The sequence below is a fragment of the Citrobacter sp. Cb028 genome (genome assembly GCF_030336705.1).
Lineage (GTDB): Bacteria > Pseudomonadota > Gammaproteobacteria > Enterobacterales > Enterobacteriaceae > Citrobacter > Citrobacter braakii.
Genome location: NZ_JAOWCZ010000035.1, coordinates 465,600 through 484,069 on the forward strand (window position 1 = coordinate 465,600; position 18,470 = coordinate 484,069).

15 protein-coding genes and 1 pseudogene are annotated in these 18,470 nt (G+C 51.8%); 10 read left to right on the forward strand and 6 right to left on the reverse strand.

Features of this window, described 5'->3' with window-relative positions; genetic code table 11:
* Nucleotides 1-56: 56 nt before the first annotated feature.
* A pseudogene (locus OGV75_RS21045) lies at nt 57-236 on the forward strand (YkgJ family cysteine cluster protein); the annotation flags it as partial.
* Here the strand turns inward: OGV75_RS21045 and setB are convergent.
* A complete protein-coding gene (gene setB, locus OGV75_RS21050) occupies nt 233-1,414 on the reverse strand; it encodes a sugar efflux transporter SetB (protein ID WP_286481142.1) in 1,182 nt (393 codons plus the stop codon). The pseudogene OGV75_RS21045 and the gene setB overlap by 4 nt on opposite strands.
* A gap of 368 nt (nt 1,415-1,782) precedes the next feature.
* Here setB and fruB point away from each other — a divergent pair, with 368 nt between their 5' ends.
* Genes fruB through fruA form a run of 3 tightly spaced genes read left to right on the forward strand, consistent with a single transcriptional unit; the run spans nt 1,783 to nt 5,556 of the window.
* Nucleotides 1,783-2,913 (forward strand): fused PTS fructose transporter subunit IIA/HPr protein, encoded by a 1,131-nt coding sequence (gene fruB, locus OGV75_RS21055; protein WP_131379656.1) that lies wholly within the window; start codon nt 1,783-1,785, stop codon nt 2,911-2,913.
* Nucleotides 2,913-3,851 (forward strand): 1-phosphofructokinase, encoded by a 939-nt coding sequence (fruK, locus tag OGV75_RS21060; RefSeq protein ID WP_286481143.1) that lies wholly within the window; start codon nt 2,913-2,915, stop codon nt 3,849-3,851. The genes fruB and fruK overlap by 1 nt, the downstream gene beginning before the upstream one ends.
* A gap of 16 nt (nt 3,852-3,867) precedes the next feature.
* Nucleotides 3,868-5,556 carry a PTS fructose transporter subunit IIBC gene (gene fruA, locus OGV75_RS21065; RefSeq protein WP_016153736.1) on the forward strand — a complete coding sequence of 563 codons (1,689 nt, stop codon included), beginning with the start codon at nt 3,868-3,870 and terminating at the stop codon, nt 5,554-5,556.
* A gap of 78 nt (nt 5,557-5,634) precedes the next feature.
* Here the strand turns inward: fruA and OGV75_RS21070 are convergent, their stop codons facing one another.
* On the reverse strand, nt 5,635-6,933 hold the full coding sequence (locus tag OGV75_RS21070; RefSeq protein ID WP_016153735.1) for an anaerobic C4-dicarboxylate transporter: 1,299 nt from the start codon (nt 6,931-6,933) through the stop codon (nt 5,635-5,637).
* A 76-nt stretch (nt 6,934-7,009) separates the two neighbouring features.
* Complete coding sequence (gene cuyB / locus OGV75_RS21075) at nt 7,010-7,729, reverse strand: cysteate racemase (RefSeq protein WP_016153734.1); 720 nt, start codon at nt 7,727-7,729, stop codon at nt 7,010-7,012.
* A gap of 353 nt (nt 7,730-8,082) precedes the next feature.
* On the opposite strand from cuyB, the gene hypT reads away from it, so the two are divergent.
* The 4 genes from hypT to OGV75_RS21095 all read left to right on the forward strand — a co-directional run bounded on the left by hypT (nt 8,083) and on the right by OGV75_RS21095 (nt 12,509).
* Entirely contained in the window at nt 8,083-8,994 is a 912-nt protein-coding gene (hypT, locus tag OGV75_RS21080) for a hypochlorite stress DNA-binding transcriptional regulator HypT (protein WP_019077233.1), read from the forward strand.
* 303 nt (nt 8,995-9,297) lie between these two features.
* Complete coding sequence (locus OGV75_RS21085) at nt 9,298-10,239, forward strand: pseudouridine kinase (RefSeq protein ID WP_286481144.1); 942 nt, start codon at nt 9,298-9,300, stop codon at nt 10,237-10,239.
* Entirely contained in the window at nt 10,227-11,162 is a 936-nt protein-coding gene (locus OGV75_RS21090; protein WP_200011785.1) for a pseudouridine-5'-phosphate glycosidase, read from the forward strand. Before OGV75_RS21085 ends, OGV75_RS21090 begins: the two co-directional genes overlap by 13 nt.
* 96 nt (nt 11,163-11,258) lie before the next feature.
* Nucleotides 11,259-12,509 carry a NupC/NupG family nucleoside CNT transporter gene (locus OGV75_RS21095; protein ID WP_016153729.1) on the forward strand — a complete coding sequence of 417 codons (1,251 nt, stop codon included), beginning with the start codon at nt 11,259-11,261 and terminating at the stop codon, nt 12,507-12,509.
* 43 nt (nt 12,510-12,552) lie between these two features.
* Here the strand turns inward: OGV75_RS21095 and OGV75_RS21100 are convergent, their stop codons facing one another.
* The 3 genes from OGV75_RS21100 to OGV75_RS21110 form a co-directional block, all read right to left on the reverse strand.
* The gene (locus OGV75_RS21100) at nt 12,553-13,641 is read right to left on the reverse strand and encodes a sugar kinase (RefSeq protein WP_286481145.1); all 1,089 of its coding nucleotides are present in this window, start codon (nt 13,639-13,641) and stop codon (nt 12,553-12,555) included.
* Nucleotides 13,642-13,643: 2 nt separating this feature from the next.
* Nucleotides 13,644-14,501 carry a deoxyribonuclease IV gene (nfo, locus tag OGV75_RS21105; protein WP_016156981.1) on the reverse strand — a complete coding sequence of 286 codons (858 nt, stop codon included), beginning with the start codon at nt 14,499-14,501 and terminating at the stop codon, nt 13,644-13,646.
* Between the two features lie 71 nt (nt 14,502-14,572).
* Nucleotides 14,573-15,622, reverse strand: coding sequence for a YeiH family protein (locus tag OGV75_RS21110; protein ID WP_016153726.1), 1,050 nt, complete (start codon nt 15,620-15,622; stop codon nt 14,573-14,575).
* 244 nt (nt 15,623-15,866) lie between these two features.
* Between OGV75_RS21110 and yieE the strand changes: the two genes are divergently transcribed.
* Nucleotides 15,867-16,739: a DNA-binding transcriptional regulator YeiE gene (yieE, locus tag OGV75_RS21115; RefSeq protein ID WP_016153725.1), complete on the forward strand. Its 873-nt coding sequence runs from the start codon at nt 15,867-15,869 to the stop codon at nt 16,737-16,739.
* Nucleotides 16,740-16,942: 203 nt separating this feature from the next.
* Complete coding sequence (gene lysP, locus OGV75_RS21120) at nt 16,943-18,412, forward strand: lysine-specific permease (RefSeq protein ID WP_286481146.1); 1,470 nt, start codon at nt 16,943-16,945, stop codon at nt 18,410-18,412.
* The last annotated feature ends 58 nt before the right edge of the window (nt 18,413-18,470 follow it).

Consider the following 18,470-nt stretch of genomic DNA (forward strand, 5'->3'; position numbering starts at 1 on the left):
GATCAGATGCTAACAGCAGGAATGTGAATTTTTAAACAGTGAATAATTATATATTAGGCAAGCCCGCTAATACACCATGCGTTCAGCTGGATGAATCCCTGCGTTGTAAAATTTTTGCTTCGCCTCTGCGGCCAAAAGTGTGCGCCGGTTTACAGCCCAGTGCGGAAATGTGCGGACAGACGACGCACCAGGCCATGGTCTATCTCATCGAGCTCGAGGCGCTGACCGCACCTTAAACGTCTTTGATGCGCGTCAGACACGAGACGGTGGCGACGATCATCACCAACGCAAACCAGAATACCGCGTGATAGTTCCAGATTTCAGCGGCAATACCCGCCAACGATCCGGCAATAATCCAGCCCACGCGAATGGTATTTGTATAGAGAGTTGTGGCTGAACCCGCTTGTCCCGGCATAAGATCCTGGAAATAGAGCATGCCAATCCCGCCGAGGATGCCGATGTAAATCGCGTTCAGCAGCTGTAAGCCAAGCAATATCGCCGGAGAGTGGGCCAACAGCATGCCGGCATAAAAGAAAAATCCGGCGACAACGGCGATTCTCATCAACAGGCGTTTGCCCAGACGCTTCGCGAAGTATCCGGCAATCAACATGGTTGGGATTTCCAGCCCCGCGGCAGTTCCCATCATGATGCCCGCCAGCTTTTCCGGCAGATGCAGTTCGTTGATAATAAACAACGGCATATTAATGATATAGAGACTGTTAGTCCCCCACATTAACGTGCAGATAACAAACAGTAGCAGCGTGTCGCGTCGATTGCGGCGCGGAGCTTCTACCGCGCCTGTCGCGAGAGGCACGTTTTTACTCATCGAGGGTAAGAACAGCCAGACCATTACGCCGCAGACAACAAACGCCACCGCCGCGCTGAGGTACATCACCGTAAAGCTAAACCCCATGGCCAGCGCGTAGGCCAGCGGTGGGCCAATCACCCAGGCCAGCGAAACCTGCGCACGTAATATCGAGCTGAACATGACGGCTTCCCGACCCGTACGGTCGGCGTGCTCGCGGGCGAGAGCAAACATTTGCGGGTTGGCGGTCGAACCGAAGCTGCTGAGGAATACCCCGACAAATAGCAGAATAAAATAGTTACGGTTCCAGGCGAACAGCACGCAGGCCAACATCCCCAGCACGCAGCAAAACACAATCAGGTTTTTGCGATCGCCTTTTTTATCTGAACGTCCGGCCAGAAACTGACTCACCAAAATGCCGATTACGGCGCTACCGGTAAAAAAGAACCCGACCATACCGGGACGGGCATGGACTTCATCCGTCAGAAAAAGGCTGAGCGTTGGCGTCTGCAACGCACCGGCGATACCCGTCAGAAATGCGACAAGCAGGAACGCCGAAGACGTTAAATCAAACGCCTTGGGTGTGGCGGCTACGGGGGTGTTGTGCATGTTTTGATATCAATAATGTGAAGAGACGCGGAGTTTACGCTGCTTGTCAGAAAATAAACAGGGAGCCAAATCAAAATCGGCATCAAAAATCAAAATAGCATTTCAGTCAGAGAAAGCAGTTTGCTGACGCTGCTGAATCTGACAGGCTGACGCCGTTTTTGCGTCAGCAATTTTTTCTCCTCCGCGGCAAAAATGTGCGTTATCTCTAAATTCAGCAAGTAATTTGTCAACTTTACTTGTGTGCTGAAGAAAAAAGAGCAAGACTTCTTGAAACGTTTCAGCGTCATCTCGCCATAACTGATGGAGTCAGGTGACGCCTTTTTTCTCATGTTAGCTGAATCGTTTCAAATCAGCGGGAGAGGAGAACCATGTTCCAGTTATCTGTTCAGGATATTCACCCGGGCGAACAGGCCGGGAATAAAGAAGAGGCTATTCGCCAGGTTGCCGCTGCCTTAGTGCTGGCAGGTAACGTAGCGGAAGGCTACGTCGATGGCATGCTGGCGCGTGAACAACAGACATCCACGTTCCTCGGCAACGGTATTGCTATTCCTCACGGTACGACGGACACGCGCGATCGGGTGCTGAAAACCGGCGTGCAGGTGTTTCAGTTTCCGCAGGGTGTGATCTGGGGTGAAGGGCAGGTTGCTTATGTGGCAATCGGCATCGCCGCCAGCTCTGATGAGCACCTCGGTTTACTGCGTCAGCTGACGCACGTGTTGAGCGATGACTCCGTCGCTGAACAGCTGAAATCTGCGACCACGGCGGAAGAGTTGCGCGCGTTGCTGATGGGTGAAAAGCAAAGCGAACAGCTGAAGCTTGATAACGAAACGCTGTCGCTGGACGTCGTTGCCAACTCGCTGGTCACGCTGCAGGCGCTCAACGCTGCACGGCTGAAAGAGGTCGGCGCGGTTGACGCCACCTTTGTGGCCAGAGCCATTAATGAGCAACCGATGAATCTCGGTCAGGGGATCTGGCTGAATGACTGTGCTGAAGGCAATGTGCGCAGCGCCGTTGCGGTCAGCCGCGCAGCAACAGCGTTCGATGTACAAGGTGAAGCGGCAGCCCTGCTGGTGACCGTCGCCATGAATGACGAACAACCGGTTGCGGTGCTGAAGCGCCTTGGCGATCTGCTGCTGAATGATAAAGCTGACCGTTTGTTGAAAGCCGATGCGGCAACGGTGCTGGCGCTGCTGACCAGCGATGATGCCTTAACTGATGATGTACTGAGCGCCGAATTTATTGTGCGCAATGAGCATGGTTTACACGCCCGCCCGGGCACCATGCTGGTGAATACGATTAAACAATTTAACAGTGAAATTACCGTGACAAATCTTGATGGAACCGGCAAGCCGGCGAATGGACGCAGTCTGATGAAAGTTGTGGCATTAGGCGTGAAGAAAGGACATCACCTGCGCTTTACCGCCCAGGGTGAAGATGCTGAACAGGCGCTGAAAGCGATTGGCGAAGCCATCGCGGCGGGTCTTGGGGAGGGCGCGTAATGAGCAGACGTGTTGCTACTATCACCCTTAACCCAGCCTACGATCTGGTGGGTTTCTGCCCGGAAATTGAACGCGGTGAAGTGAATCTGGTTAAAACGACCGGTCTGCACGCGGCAGGGAAAGGGATTAACGTCGCTAAGGTTTTGAAAGATTTAGGTATCGATGTAACGGTGGGTGGTTTCCTCGGTAGAGACAACCAGGATGGTTTTCAGCAGTTGTTCAGCGAGCTGGGTATCGCCAACCGTTTTCAGGTTGTACAGGGGCGTACCCGTATCAACGTCAAGCTGACCGAAAAAGACGGCGAAGTGTCCGATTTCAATTTCTCCGGCTTTGAAGTCACCCCGGCTGACTGGGAACGCTTTGTGAATGACTCGCTGAGCTGGCTGGGCCAGTTCGACATGGTGTGCGTCAGCGGCAGTTTGCCGACCGGCGTTAGCCCGGAAGCATTCACCGACTGGATGACGCGCCTGCGCAGTCAGTGTCCTTGCATTATCTTTGATAGTAGTCGTGAAGCACTGGTCGCCGGTCTGAAAGCGGCACCATGGCTGGTGAAACCAAACCGTCGTGAACTGGAAATCTGGGCAGGCCGTAAGCTGCCAGAAATGAAAGATGTGATTGAAGCTGCACATGCGTTGCGCGAGCAGGGTATTGCTCACGTGGTGATTTCACTTGGCGCGGAAGGTGCGCTGTGGGTTAACGCTTCGGGTGAGTGGATTGCTAAACCGCCGTCAGTCGAGGTGGTAAGCACCGTAGGCGCGGGTGATTCAATGGTTGGCGGCCTGATTTACGGCCTGCTGATGCGTGAATCCAGTGAACACACCCTGCGTCTGGCAACCGCTGTTGCCGCCCTGGCGGTAAGCCAAAGCAATGTGGGCATTACCGATCGTCCTCAGTTGGCCGCAATGATGGCGCGTGTCGACTTAAAACCGTTTAACTGACAGCAGGAGAGGCATAATGAAAACGCTGCTGATTATTGACGCTAATCTCGGCCAGGCTCGCGCTTATATGGCGAAAACCCTGCTTGGAGCGGCGGCGCAGAAAGCACATCTGGAAATTATTGATAATCCTAATGATGCCGAACTGGCAATTGTTCTGGGCGACACGCTTCCTGCCGACAGTTCGCTGAACGGCAAAAAAGTCTGGCTGGGCGATATTGGTCGTGCGGTTGCGCATCCTGAACTTTTCCTCAGTGAAGCGAAAGGCCACGCAAAACCTTATAGCGCTCCGGTTGCGACAGCGTCCGTGGCCAGTAGTGGTCCAAAACGCGTGGTGGCGGTGACGGCTTGTCCAACTGGCGTAGCCCATACGTTTATGGCCGCTGAAGCTATTGAAACGGAAGCGAAAAAACGTGGCTGGTGGGTGAAGGTTGAAACCCGTGGTTCTGTTGGCGCAGGCAATGCCATTACGCCGGAAGAGGTGGCTCAGGCGGATTTGGTGATTGTGGCGGCTGACATTGAAGTTGATCTGGCGAAGTTTGCCGGAAAACCAATGTACCGTACTTCAACTGGCCTTGCGCTGAAGAAAACGAAGCAGGAGCTGGATAAAGCGCTGGAAGAAGCAACGCCGTACCAGCCTGCCGGCAAAGCGCAGTCTGCAACCACTGAAGGTAAGAAAGAGAGCGCTGGCGCGTATCGTCACCTGCTGACGGGCGTATCCTACATGCTGCCGATGGTGGTTGCTGGCGGTCTGTGTATTGCACTCTCATTCGCTTTTGGTATCGAAGCGTTCAAGGAGCAGGGTACGCTGGCGGCGGCGCTGATGCAGATTGGCGGTGGTTCAGCTTTCGCGCTGATGGTGCCGGTTCTGGCGGGCTACATCGCGTTTTCCATCGCTGACCGTCCGGGTCTGACGCCTGGTCTTATCGGCGGTATGCTGGCGGTGAGCACCGGTTCCGGCTTTATTGGCGGGATTATTGCCGGTTTCCTTGCCGGTTATGTGGCGAAGCTCATCAGCACGAAGCTGAAACTCCCGCAGAGTATGGAAGCGCTGAAACCGATCCTGATCATTCCGCTGCTCTCAAGCCTGGTGGTTGGTCTGGCCATGATCTACCTGATCGGTAAACCAGTGGCGGGCATTCTGGAAGGTCTGACCCACTGGCTGCAAACCATGGGAACCGCGAATGCGGTGCTGCTTGGGGCGATTCTGGGCGGCATGATGTGTACCGATATGGGCGGTCCGGTTAACAAAGCGGCGTATGCTTTCGGTGTGGGCCTGCTTAGTACGCAAACCTATGCACCGATGGCGGCCATTATGGCGGCGGGTATGGTGCCTCCGCTGGCCCTGGGCCTGGCAACGCTGGTGGCGCGTCGTAAGTTCGACAAAGCGCAGCAGGAAGGCGGTAAAGCTGCGCTGGTACTGGGCCTGTGCTTTATTACCGAAGGGGCTATCCCATTTGCTGCCCGTGACCCGATGCGCGTTCTGCCTTGCTGTATCGTTGGCGGCGCGATTACCGGAGCTATCTCGATGGCGGTGGGGGCTAAGCTGATGGCGCCGCACGGCGGTCTGTTCGTGCTGTTAATCCCTGGCGCAATCACTCCGGTGGTTGGATACCTGCTGGCCATTATTGCCGGTACGCTGGTAGCCGGTCTCTCCTACGCGGTGCTGAAACGCCCGGAAGCAGAGGTTGTGGCAAAGGCGGCCTGATTTAACGCTGACATCCGGGGCAGAGATTTCTCTGCCCCTTTTTTTATCCATTAAATCTGCCCGGTAGTGTTAACCGGTTCAGGCAATCATTGGCGCGATGATAAAACCAAAGGCAACGCCAGCAATGATCCCGCCAAGCCCTGGCAACATAAACGGATGGTTTAAGACATACTTACCCACGCGCGTTGTCCCGGTGGTGTCGAACTCCATTGCCGCCAGCGAAGTCGGATAAGTTGGCAGAACAAACACGCCGGTCACTGCGACATAGGAAGCCAGAATGGCCCATGTAGGTACGCCGAGCGCGACGGCAAGAGGGATAATCAGCGGCGTGGTGGCTCCCTGCGAATAGAGAAGCGCGCAGGTACCAAACAGCACCAGCGCCAACAGCATCGGATAAGCCCGTAGAATATCGCCCGCGATATCCTTTATCCCCGTTAAGTGGGCATCAATGAAGGTTGTGCCCAGCGTAACAATCCCCAGAATCACAGCCAACGAACTCATACCCGCGCGAAACGTGGATGTCAGGACAATCGCGTCTGTTGATGTTTTGCATAGCACCACCATCAGACATGCGGCAGCTAGCATGCAGATAATGATAATATCCCGGGTATTCATTGCGTTACCTGCATCGAATCCAGGGCGCAATTGAGGGCATGCGGCAAGAATAACGATGACCACCGTTGCCAGCATAAACAGGGCGACTGACAGTCTGGCACCTGGCGTTGTGCTGTTTTGCCCTGCATATTTACGCACCAGTCCTTTTTGCAGGCGTTCCAGATAGACTTCATCATCCTGTAGCTCACATCCCTGACGTGAGGCGATAAAAGCGGCGACCATCGCGGCGACAAATGAGGCAGGCAGACATACCGCCATGACCTGAATAAAGCTGATACCGTTGCCTTCCATAATAGTCAACATAGCGGCCATTGCGGCACTGATCGGCGAACCGGATATCGCCACCTGAGAAGCGACTACGGAGCCTGCGAGCGTACGGGAAGGGCGAATACCTGACTCTTTGGCAACTTCGGCAATCACCGGCAGAGTAGAAAAGACGATGAACCCTGTTCCCGCCATAATCGTCATCGACCAGGTAATAATCGGCGCAATAATATTGATATATTTAGGGTTACGGCGCATAAAATTACCGGCAATGCGAACCAGATAATCCATGCCTCCGGCGGCCTGTAGCGCCGATGCCGCCACCACCACCGTCATAATAATGAGAATAACGTCAACGGGTGGCGAACCAATTTGCAGCCCAAATCCCAGCGTTAAAATAGCCAGCCCCAGCCCGCCGCATAAACCAATACCAATTCCGCCAAGGCGGATACCGAAAAATATTGCGCCCAACACTACGATAATTTCTAGCCAAATCATAATGGCCTCCGCCAGAGAGTAATTTGTAATTAAAATGGGTTTTTATTTAATGCAACAATTAAACAGGTAGGGATATTCATTGCGCCAAAAGGTGATTTTTACCCACGCGTTTCTCGTACCATTTAATACCGGCACGAACCAACGAACCGGTTGAATCAATATATTTCTCAGGTGACTTGTTGACTGCTTCGGCAAGAATGACAGGAACTTCAGTACATCCGAGCACGATGACTTGTGCCCCGCGTGAGAAGAGTGCTTCAGCCTGTTCATTCATCAGCGTTTGCGCCCGCTTAGCATCACCAGCTTTTAAGCAATAAATGCTTTCCATCACTTTTTCCTGACTGGATGAGTCAGGGCTGATGCAGGTTAACCCAAGAGATTCTATGCCTTTTTGATAGAGGCCCATGTATAAAGTGGCGTTGGTGGCGAGTAATCCGATTTGCGATTTCCCGCAGTTTTTAACCTCATTGATGGTCGTTTCAACGATACTGAGCAGCTCTGTATGGCAGCACGCTTTTAATTCATTAAACCAAAAGTGGGCGGTGTTACAGGGGATCACAATACACTCGGCGCCAGCATCTTCGAGTTTATGCATATAATCGCGCATTGCCGGAAGTGGGGAATGACCATGATGCATTAACGCGTCGGTTCGGTCAGGAATGTCAGGAATAGATGAAATAATTAAGGGGATATGTTCCTGGTCACGTTGCGCAGCGGTAAAAGTGACGAATTTATTAAACAGATCGACCGTTGCAGCAGGTCCCATACCACCAAGCACGCCAATTAAACCTTTCACGATATATACCTCAATTCACCGATAATTAATATTCAGAGCCGGGTTGTGTCTGCTGATAATGTTTAACAGCAGTGAGACGTGAGGAGAAATGCAATAATGTATGGTTCAATGCAAAAACCGCATGACTGTGGTTTATTGTGTAACCTCAGCAGGCCGGTATTCGGCCAGAGGCTCCGCGTTACGCGGCGGAAAAGCGGTCGTAACCGATAGGGAGAGAAGTATGTTAATGTTAAAAATGAAGCCTTGATGCAAAAAACGAATCACCAGGCGCTAATGATGAATGTCATCTCCGGAACTATTCAGGCATGATGCTTTAAGGCTAATAGGCATATTTAAATATCCGCGTGATAAGCATGAAAAATATTGAGACAAAATGGTTATATGACTTTCTGACGTTGGAGGCATGCCGTCATTTTTCCCAGGCGGCTGAGGAGCGCAACATATCCCAACCGGCATTTAGTCGGCGGATCAAGGCGCTCGAATCAGCCGTGGGTGTGCTGCTTTTTGATCGCACAACGAGCCCACTGCAACTCACGGAGGAGGGCAAGCTATTTCATTCGCAAACCCGTAGTTTGTTGCAACAGCTGGAATGTAATCTGGATGAGCTAAGCGGCCACAATTTACTGGGTGTACCCAATATCAAAATAGCGGCGGCACATTCTCTGTCGCTGACGATGTTGCCCAGATTGGTGCACTCAATGGCGGCCTGGGGTGAGGAGTTTGTCTATCACGTTGAAGCTATTGATGTTGTTCAGGCGGTGAATACTCTGCGCGAGGGGAAAAGCGATTTTATTATCTCCTTTCGGGATGAAGACTTAATGCAGTCACCTTTCTGCGGCTTGAAGGTTTTTGAGTCTGAACTGTACCCCGTGTGTGCTGCTGATGCGCAGGGTAAGGCGTTGTTTGATATCTATCAGTCGCAGGCACCAATTCTGAACTATACCAGCACATCCTACATGGGAAGATTGGTAAACCGTCATCTGGCGGAAGTAGGCGGCATTTCAGCCCGAACGCTGTTTATGTCTTCGATGAGTGAGTTATTAAAAAATATGGCATTGGATGGGCATGGTATCGCCTGGCTGCCGGCGTGGACAATCGTAAACGAACTGCGCGAAAAGCGGCTGGTTTGTCTGCAGACGCCGGAACTGATGGTGCCTATTCAGGCTTATATTTACCGAATGGATACCCGGTTGAATAAAACGGCTGAGCACTTCTGGCGGATTTTGTACAACCATATGCCAGAAGACCTTGTTTCGCTCAGTTGATACGAACCGGATCCCCTGGCGCATCTGAAAAATCTCCGGTTATGCCGGAGTTAAACTCTTTAGACTGCTTGAATTGTGTACTACCTCTCATTTTCTCTTTCCTTTACAGACTGTATCTATAAAAAATTGTGATTCTGTTCATATCTATTGAGTTTAGATCTTGAATATGGATTTACTTTGTCAAAAACACGCTTACTATGAACACGTGTTTGATAGTGAACATGTGCTCTAATAACCTGATGTGTGGCGTTGGTTATTTTTAACGAACTCATTTGTGGCAAGTTAATTGCCAGGGGACGTGCTATGCGTGAAAAGGAATACATAGTAACTATTGGCTCGGCCAATATGGATGTTGCTGGGTATTCGCATGCTTCTCTAAATTATGCGGATTCGAATCCAGGAAAGATAAAATTCACCCCCGGCGGAGTTGGACGTAACATTGCACATAATCTCGCGCTGCTGGGGAAAAATTCATGGTTACTGACTGCGGTTGGTAATGATTTTTATGGACAATCGTTATTGGCGCAAACCAATCAATCCGGAGTTCATGTTGATAAGTGTCTTATCGTTCCCGGAGAGAATACGTCCAGTTATTTATCATTGCTTGATAACACCGGTGAAATGTTGGTTGCCATTAATGATATGAGCATTACCGAACATATTTCAGCAGATTTTTTATCACAGCATCATGATTTTATTCGGCAGGCGAAAGTCATCGTCGCCGATTGCAATATCAGCGAAGATGCCCTGGCATGGGTGCTGGAAAATGCCAGAGAGGTTCCGGTGTTTGTTGACCCGGTATCGGCATGGAAATGCGTCAAAATTCGCGAGCGGCTTGGACAAATTCACACTCTTAAACCCAACCGGCTTGAAGCCGAAACGCTAAGCGGCATTGCGCTTTCCGGGCGTGATGACGTGGGTAAAGTCGCAGCCTGGTTTCATGATCGCGGCTTAAATAGGCTGGTGCTCAGCATGGGCGGTGACGGTGTTTATTACAGTGATATTGCGGGAAGTCGTGGTTGGTCGCTGCCGATTAAAACTCACGTCATTAATGTTACCGGGGCTGGCGATGCGATGATGGCTGGACTGGCTTCCTGCTGGGTAGACGGCATGCCCTTTATTGATTCGGTTCGATTTGCGCAGGGTTGTTCATCAATGGCGTTAGCCTGTGAATATACCAATAACCCTGATTTGTCTGTTGCGAATGTAAGCTCATTAGTGGAGAACACAGAATGTCTGAATTAACTCTTTCCTCTGAATTATTACAAATATCTCCAGAAGTACAGGAAGCATTAAACAGTAAGAAGCCGATTGTTGCACTTGAATCAACCATTATTTCTCATGGTATGCCATTTCCGCAGAATGCCCAGACAGCGATTGAAGTAGAAGAAACTATTCGTAAACACGGTGCGGTTCCTGCGACCATTGCCATTATTGGCGGAATAATGAAAGTTGGTTTAAGCAAAGATGAAATTGAGCTGCTTGGGCGAGAAGGTCATAGCGTTACGAAAGTAAGTCGTCGTGATTTGCCGTTTGTGGTCGCGGCAGGAAAAAATGGTGCAACGACTGTTGCCTCAACCATGATTATTGCCGCCCTGGCGGGAATTAAAGTATTTGCGACAGGGGGAATAGGTGGGGTTCATCGTGGTGCTGAACATACCTTTGATATTTCCGCGGATCTGCAAGAACTGGCGCATACCAATGTCACGGTAATTTGTGCCGGGGCGAAATCTATTCTTGATCTCGGCTTAACTACTGAATATTTAGAAACCTTTGGTGTGCCGTTAATTGGTTATCAAACCAACGCGTTGCCAGCATTTTTCTGCCGTACCAGTCCGTTTGAAGTCGGCATCCGTCTGGACAGTGCGAAAGAGATTGCCCGTGCCATGGCGGTGAAATGGCAAACGGGTCTCGACGGCGGTCTGGTTGTTGCGAACCCCATCCCAGAGCAGTTTGCGATGGCTGAAGAGAAAATTAATGCGGCAATCGATCGGGCGGTAAAAGAAGCGGAAGATCAGGGCGTCGTGGGCAAAGAGAGTACGCCGTTCCTGTTAGCGCGGGTTGCAGAGCTGACCGGTGGTGACAGCCTGAAATCAAATATTCAGCTGGTGTTCAACAATGCGGTACTGGCCTGTGAAATTGCGAAGGAGTATCAGCGCCTCGTCTGACAGAATTTCCCGGGCAGAATGCGGTCGCCCGCGAATATCAAACCTACCAAAACCTGGCGATAACGCCGGGTTTCCTGGCATGAAGGGAATTTCATTATGGATATAATGAGAAGTGTTGTGGGTATGGTGGTATTACTGGCCATCGCGTTTCTGCTGTCAGTAAATAAAAAACGTATAAGTCTGCGCACGGTCGGGGCTGCACTGGTACTGCAAATCGCAATCGGCGGCATTATGCTGTACTTCCCGCCGGGAAAATGGCTGGTTGAACAGGCTGCGCTCGGTGTCCACAAGGTGATGTCATACAGTGACGCGGGAAGCGCATTTATCTTTGGCTCCCTGGTAGGGCCAAAAATGGATGTGCTGTTTGACGGAGCCGGGTTTATCTTTGCTTTTCGGGTGCTTCCGGCCATCATTTTTGTGACCGCACTGATCAGTCTTCTCTACTACATTGGCGTGATGGGGCTGTTGATCCGCATCCTCGGCGGTATTTTCCAGAAAGCGCTGAACATCAGTAAGATCGAGTCATTTGTCGCCGTAACGACGATTTTTCTCGGGCAAAATGAGATCCCGGCGATCGTGAAGCCGTTTATTGACCGCCTGAATCGCAATGAGCTGTTTACCGCTATTTGTAGTGGGATGGCCTCGATTGCTGGCTCAATGATGATTGGTTACGCCGGAATGGGCGTTCCGATTGACTATTTGCTGGCGGCATCGTTGATGGCAATTCCTGGCGGTATTTTGTTCGCGCGTATGCTGAGTCCGGCAACTGAAGAATCTCGTGTCACCTTTGAGAACCTGTCATTTACTGAAACGCCACCGAAAAGCATCATCGAAGCAGCGGCGAGCGGAGCGATGACCGGGCTGAAAATTGCTGCTGGCGTGGCGACGGTCGTAATGGCATTTGTCGCCATTATCGCGCTGATTAACGGCATTATTGGCGGAATTGGTGGGTGGTTTGGCTTTGGTCATGCCACTCTGGAAGGGATCTTTGGCTATGCGCTAGCCCCGCTGGCGTGGATTATGGGTGTGGACTGGGGCGATGCGACGCTGGCAGGCAGCCTGATCGGACAGAAGCTGGCGATTAACGAGTTTGTCGCTTATCTCAACTTCTCGCCGTATCTGCAAGCGGGTGGAACGCTGGATGTGAAGACCATTGCGATTATCTCGTTTGCGCTGTGCGGTTTCGCTAACTTTGGTTCGATTGGCGTTGTCGTCGGGGCATTTTCGGCGATAGCGCCACAGCGTGCCCCGGAAATCGCGCAGCTTGGCATGCGCGCGCTGGCAGCAGCAACGCTGTCAAACCTGATGAGCGCTACTATAGCCGGTTTCTTTATCGGGCTGGCATAGCGAAAATAATGCCGGATACGCGTAGCGCCATCCGGCATTACATTTAAGCAGTTTGCAGCAAATACAAGGCGTTATCTGCTGAGAGGGTTGGGTTGTTGATACTGACGCTGGCTCGCGATAATGCCGCGCAGGCCATGGCAAAGTGAGCGCTTTCATGAAATTCACTACCTTCCAGAAAGCTGTACAGCAATCCCGCCATAAAAGCATCGTCGGCGCCAAAACTGTCTACAACCGTATGCTCAGGAGGCGTCAGTAAAAACTGTTCTCCGTCCTTTTCGCTGCAAAAAACGGATTCATCTTCCAGGCAAACAAAGATTCGTTTTACCCCTTGCTGATGGAGACTATTAACGGCCAGTACGCGATCGGCATCTGAATGAATAGGTTGACCCCACAAAATCGCCAGCTCTTTCTGCGTTGGTTTTAGCGTATGAATACGCGTAAACCAGGTCTTCATTTTTGCCGCTTTGAACTCTGAAACGGTGTCAATGAATACCGGAATATCATCAGCAATAGTAAAGACCCACTCAATGGCTTCGGCAGTCAGATTGCAATCTGCCAGTACGACACCGGAATGGCGGATCAAATCTCGCGAACTGTTCAGTAACTGCGGCGTCAATTGTTGCAGGATATGGGTATCGTTAATTGCCAGTACGGTCTCTTCCTGCTGATTAGCGATCGACAGGTAAGTTGAGGTGTTATGTCCATGCAGGCGTATGCAACTGGAAACGTTAACACCGGCCTGACGCGTTTGTTCCAGCAATGTTTCGCCATAGAAATCACTGCCAACAGCGGAAATTAAGTGGACGTCACGGCCCAGCAGCGCCAGGTTGTGGGCGATGTTACGTCCCACGCCGCCTGCCGAGCAGTGAATGCTACCAGGGTTAGAGGCAGCCTGAGGATAGCGGATGTCAGCAACACCACGAATATCCATATTGATCGCCCCAACAACCACGCAATAATCCTGTTCGGTAAGGATATAACCTTTACCTTTGATCATGCCTTTACGCATCAAATCCATAATATGCGCAGCAACGCGTGAACGGCTGATCTGCAAAATATCGGCGATTTCATTCTGCTGAATCAACGGATTGCGACGCAGGATCTTAAGGATCTGCTTTTCCCTGTCGTTCATGATTATGCCACCGCTTTTTCTGTTTGCTGGGCTTTCAGCCAGGCGATCTCTTCTGCCCAGATATCCGGATTAATCGTTTCGAGCACCAGCGGAATGCCGTCAAAACGATTGTCCTGCATGATCCAACGGAAGGCATCGTGGCCAATATTGCCTTCACCTAAGCTGTGGTGACGGTCAACGCGACTGCCAAATGCGCTCTTGGCGTCGTTCAGGTGCATACCGCGTAGGTACCTGAAGCCGACAATACGCTCAAATTCCGTAAACGTCTTTTCGCATTCCTCGACGGAGCGCAAATCGTAACCGGCCGCGAAGGCATGGCAGGTATCAATACAGACGCCGACGCGGGACTTATCTTCGACGCCGTCGATAATGGCGGCAAGGTGCTCAAACTTAAATCCAAGGTTGCTGCCTTGTCCGGCGGTATTTTCGATAACTGCCGTAACGCCCTGGGTCTGAGCAAGGGCGATGTTGATGGATTCGGCAATGCGCGCCAGACACTCATCTTCCGGGATCTGCATCAAATGGCTACCCGGGTGAAAGTTCAGCAAGGATAAGCCCAGCAGTTCACAGCGCTGCATTTCATCTATAAACGCATCACGTGATTTTTCCAGCGCATCGCTAACCGGATGACCGAGGTTAATCAGGTAACTGTCGTGAGGCAGGATCTGGGCGGCAGTATAGTGATACTTCTCGCAGGCAGATTTAAAATCATCAATGATTTCGGTGGTCAGCGGCGCGGCACGCCACTGGCGCTGATTTTTGGTGAACAGGGCGAATGCGGTCGCTTCGATTTCTGCGGCTCGAATAGCGGCGTTAGCCAGACCGCCAGCGGCGCTTACGTGCGCTCCGATATATTTCATAAATTTAACCCGCCATACTCAAATACAAAAAGGGAGAGTATAGCGGGTTAATAGAGGTGAGTCGTGATCGTTTATGCCATCAGCGCGTGGATAGCGACGTTAATCGCACCGCCACCCACAATCAGCCAGACAAACAGCAGCAGGGCCATCAGTAACGGTTTGGCACCGGCTTTTTTCAGCGCGCTAACGTGCGTGGTCAGCCCCAGGGCAGCCATCGCCATTGCCAGCAAAATGGTGTCCAGCGTTACCAGCATGTTCACTACTGACTGTGGCAGCAGGTGGAACGAGTTAAAAATTGCGACCACAATGAACAGGATGGCAAACCATGGAATGGTTATTTTGCTCTTCTCACCGCCCGTGGCCGGAGACAGTTGTTTAACGCGTGCGGCCAGGAGGATAAGGAACGGTGCCAGCATCATGACGCGCAGCATTTTGGCAATAACCGCGGCGTTTTCCGCATCCGGGCTAATGGCGTGCCCGGCAGCCACAACCTGTGCAACTTCATGCATGGTAGAGCCAATGTAAATGCCGTAGGTTTCTGGGCTAAACCAGTGTGAAAGCAACGGATACATCGCCGGATACAGGAAGATAGCGATTGTACCGAAGATAACCACGGTGGCGACAGCGACGGTCACTTTACTGGCTTCTGCTTTCACCACTGGTTCGGTTGCCAGCACGGCGGCGGCACCACAAATGCTGCTACCCGCGCCAATCAGCCAGCTGGTGTGACGGTCCAGACCAAATACTTTCTGCCCCAGGAAACAGGCAATCATAAAGGTGCTGCTTAGCGTTAACACATCAATCACGATACCGCTGACGCCGACGTCAGCAATTTGCGCGAAGGTGAGGCGGAAACCGTAGAGGATAATCCCCAGACGTAATAAATGTTGTTTCGCGAACAGCACGCCGCCGTCACAGCTTTTCCAGATGTGCGGATAGACGGTGTTGCCGAGAATCATCCCCAATAAGATGGCTAAGGTGAGGGCGCTGAACCCGGCACCTGCGACGGCGGGAATGGATCCTCCCCATAAGGCGACCCCAGTGATAACTGCACTCAGGGCAAGCCCCGGAATAAAATGCCACGCTGTACGACGATGAGTCTGTAAGGTGAGTTCTGTCATATCCTTCTCCTTTATCTGGGTAAAAGAGTAAGGCGAAGTGGTTTAAAAATAAAATTGATTATATATTTATAATTAATCTATATAAGTGGTATACCCGTGATACTTCAAGTTGCATGTGCGTTGGCTGCGCTCGTTCACCCCAGTCACGTACTTAAGTACGCTCCGGGGGATGCTCTCTCTTGCCGCCTTCCTGCAACTCGAATTATTTAGGGTATAAGTAACGGCTATCCGGTGGAAAACGACTATGCATATCACCCTGCGACAACTTGAAGTGTTTGCTGAGGTACTAAAAAGCGGCTCAACGACCCAGGCATCTGTCATGCTGGCATTGTCGCAGTCGGCGGTGAGTGCGGCGCTTACCGATCTGGAAGGGCAACTTGGCGTGCAACTATTTGACCGTGTCGGCAAACGGCTAGTGGTTAACGAACACGGACGCTTGCTTTATCCGCGCGCGCTGGCGTTACTTGAGCAAACGACCGAAATCGAACAGCTTTTTCGCAAAGATAATGGCGCCATTCGGGTCTATGCCAGTAGCACCATCGGTAATTATATTCTGCCCGCCATGATCGCCCGTTATCGCCAGGACTTCCCCGATTTGCCGCTGGAGCTTAGCGTGGGCAACAGCCAGGACGTGATCAATGCGGTGCTGGATTTTCGGGTAGACATCGGGCTGATAGAAGGGCCGTGTCACAGTACGGAAATCATCTCTGAACCGTGGCTGGAGGACGAACTGGTGGTGTTTGCCGCACCGTCGTCACCGCTCACAAAGGGGCCCGTTACGCTGGAACAGCTGGCTGCTTCGCCGTGGATCTTGCGTGAACGAGGATCGGGGACGCGTGAACTGGTGGATTACCTGCTGTTGTCTCATCTGCCAAGATTTCAGATGGCGATGGAGTTGGGGAACTCCGAGGCCATCAAGCATGCGGTGCGCCATGGTCTCGGGATCAGCTGTTTGTCGCGTCGGGTCATTGCGGAGCAGTTACAGGCAGGGACGCTGAGCGAAGTTACCGTGCCACTGCCGCGTTTAGTGCGCACTCTCTGGCGCGTTCATCACCGGCAAAAACATATCTCCAATGCCATTACGCGTTTTTTATATTACAGCGACCAGGTTGAGTAGGGCGAATAGCGCGCTAACTCTCGTCAGGCCACCCTATCCATAATGGCTGTTACGTCTTAACCGCCTTGTGCCGCCCGTTTTCTGCTTTACTTATAATCCGCGGCCAGTCATGAAGGTCTCTTATAACAGCGCATTTGTGCCGGAAGAATGCCATTTCGTCTGCTACAATCGCGCCTCATTTTTTGGATGGATAGCATTTTCACATGGTTTCCGAAACTAAAACCACAGAAGCGCCCACGCTACGTCGTGAACTGAAGGCGCGTCACCTGACGATGATTGCCATTGGAGGCTCCATCGGTACAGGTCTTTTCGTTGCATCTGGTGCAACTATTTCTACGGCGGGTCCTGGCGGCGCGTTGTTCTCTTATATCCTGATCGGTCTGATGGTGTACTTCCTGATGACCAGCCTCGGTGAACTGGCTGCCTATATGCCGGTTTCCGGCTCGTTCTCCACTTACGGTCAAAACTACGTAGAAGAAGGCTTTGGCTTCGCGCTGGGCTGGAACTACTGGTACAACTGGGCGGTAACGATTGCCGTTGACCTGGTGGCCGCACAGTTGGTGATGAGCTGGTGGTTCCCGGACACGCCGGGCTGGATCTGGAGCGCACTGTTCCTCGGCGTTATCTTCCTGCTGAACTACATTTCCGTTCGCGGATTTGGTGAAGCGGAATACTGGTTCTCGCTGATCAAAGTCACCACTGTAATTATCTTCATCGTGGTTGGCGTGATGATGATTTTCGGTATCTTCAAAGGTACTCAGCCGGTGGGCTGGAGCAACTGGACGACCGGTGATGCACCGTTTGCCGGGGGTTTTGCCGCTATGATTGGCGTGGCGATGATCGTCGGCTTCTCCTTCCAGGGAACTGAGCTGATTGGTATCGCGGCAGGCGAATCTGAAGATCCTGAAAAGAACATTCCACGTGCGGTGCGTCAGGTGTTCTGGCGAATCCTGCTGTTCTATGTGTTCGCGATTTTGATTATCAGCCTGATTATCCCGTACACCGATCCGAGCCTGCTGCGCAACGATGTGAAAGACATCAGCGTTAGCCCGTTCACGTTGGTATTCCAGCATGCGGGTCTGCTGTCAGCCGCAGCAGTAATGAACGCGGTTATCCTGACGGCGGTACTGTCAGCGGGTAACTCCGGGATGTATGCCTCCACGCGTATGCTTTACACCCTGGCATGCGACGGTAAAGCGCCGCGTATTTTCGGCAAACTGTCTCGTGGCGGCGTACCGCGTAACGCGCTGTATGCGACGACCGTGGTGGCGGGGCTGTGTTTCCTGACCTCGATGTTTGGTAACCAGACCGTGTACCTCTGGCTGCTGAACACCTCCGGGATGACGGGCTTTATCGCCTGGCTGGGGATCGCTATTAGCCACTATCGTTTCCGTCGCGGTTATGTGTTGCAGGGTCACGATGTGAAGGATCTGCCGTACCGTTCTGGCTTCTTCCCGCTGGGTCCGATCTTCGCCTTTGTGCTGTGCCTGATTATCACTCTGGGCCAGAACTACGAAGCGTTCCTGAAAGATAGCATTGACTGGGGCGGCGTGATGGCAACCTATATCGGTATCCCGCTGTTCCTGATTATCTGGTTTGGCTATAAGCTGGCGAAAGGAACTCATTTTGTTCGCTACAGCGAAATGAAATTCCCGGATCGCGTGAAGAAATAACAGTATAAAAAGCATAACAAAAACCCCGGCATGATGAGTGCCGGGGTTTTTTTATTGC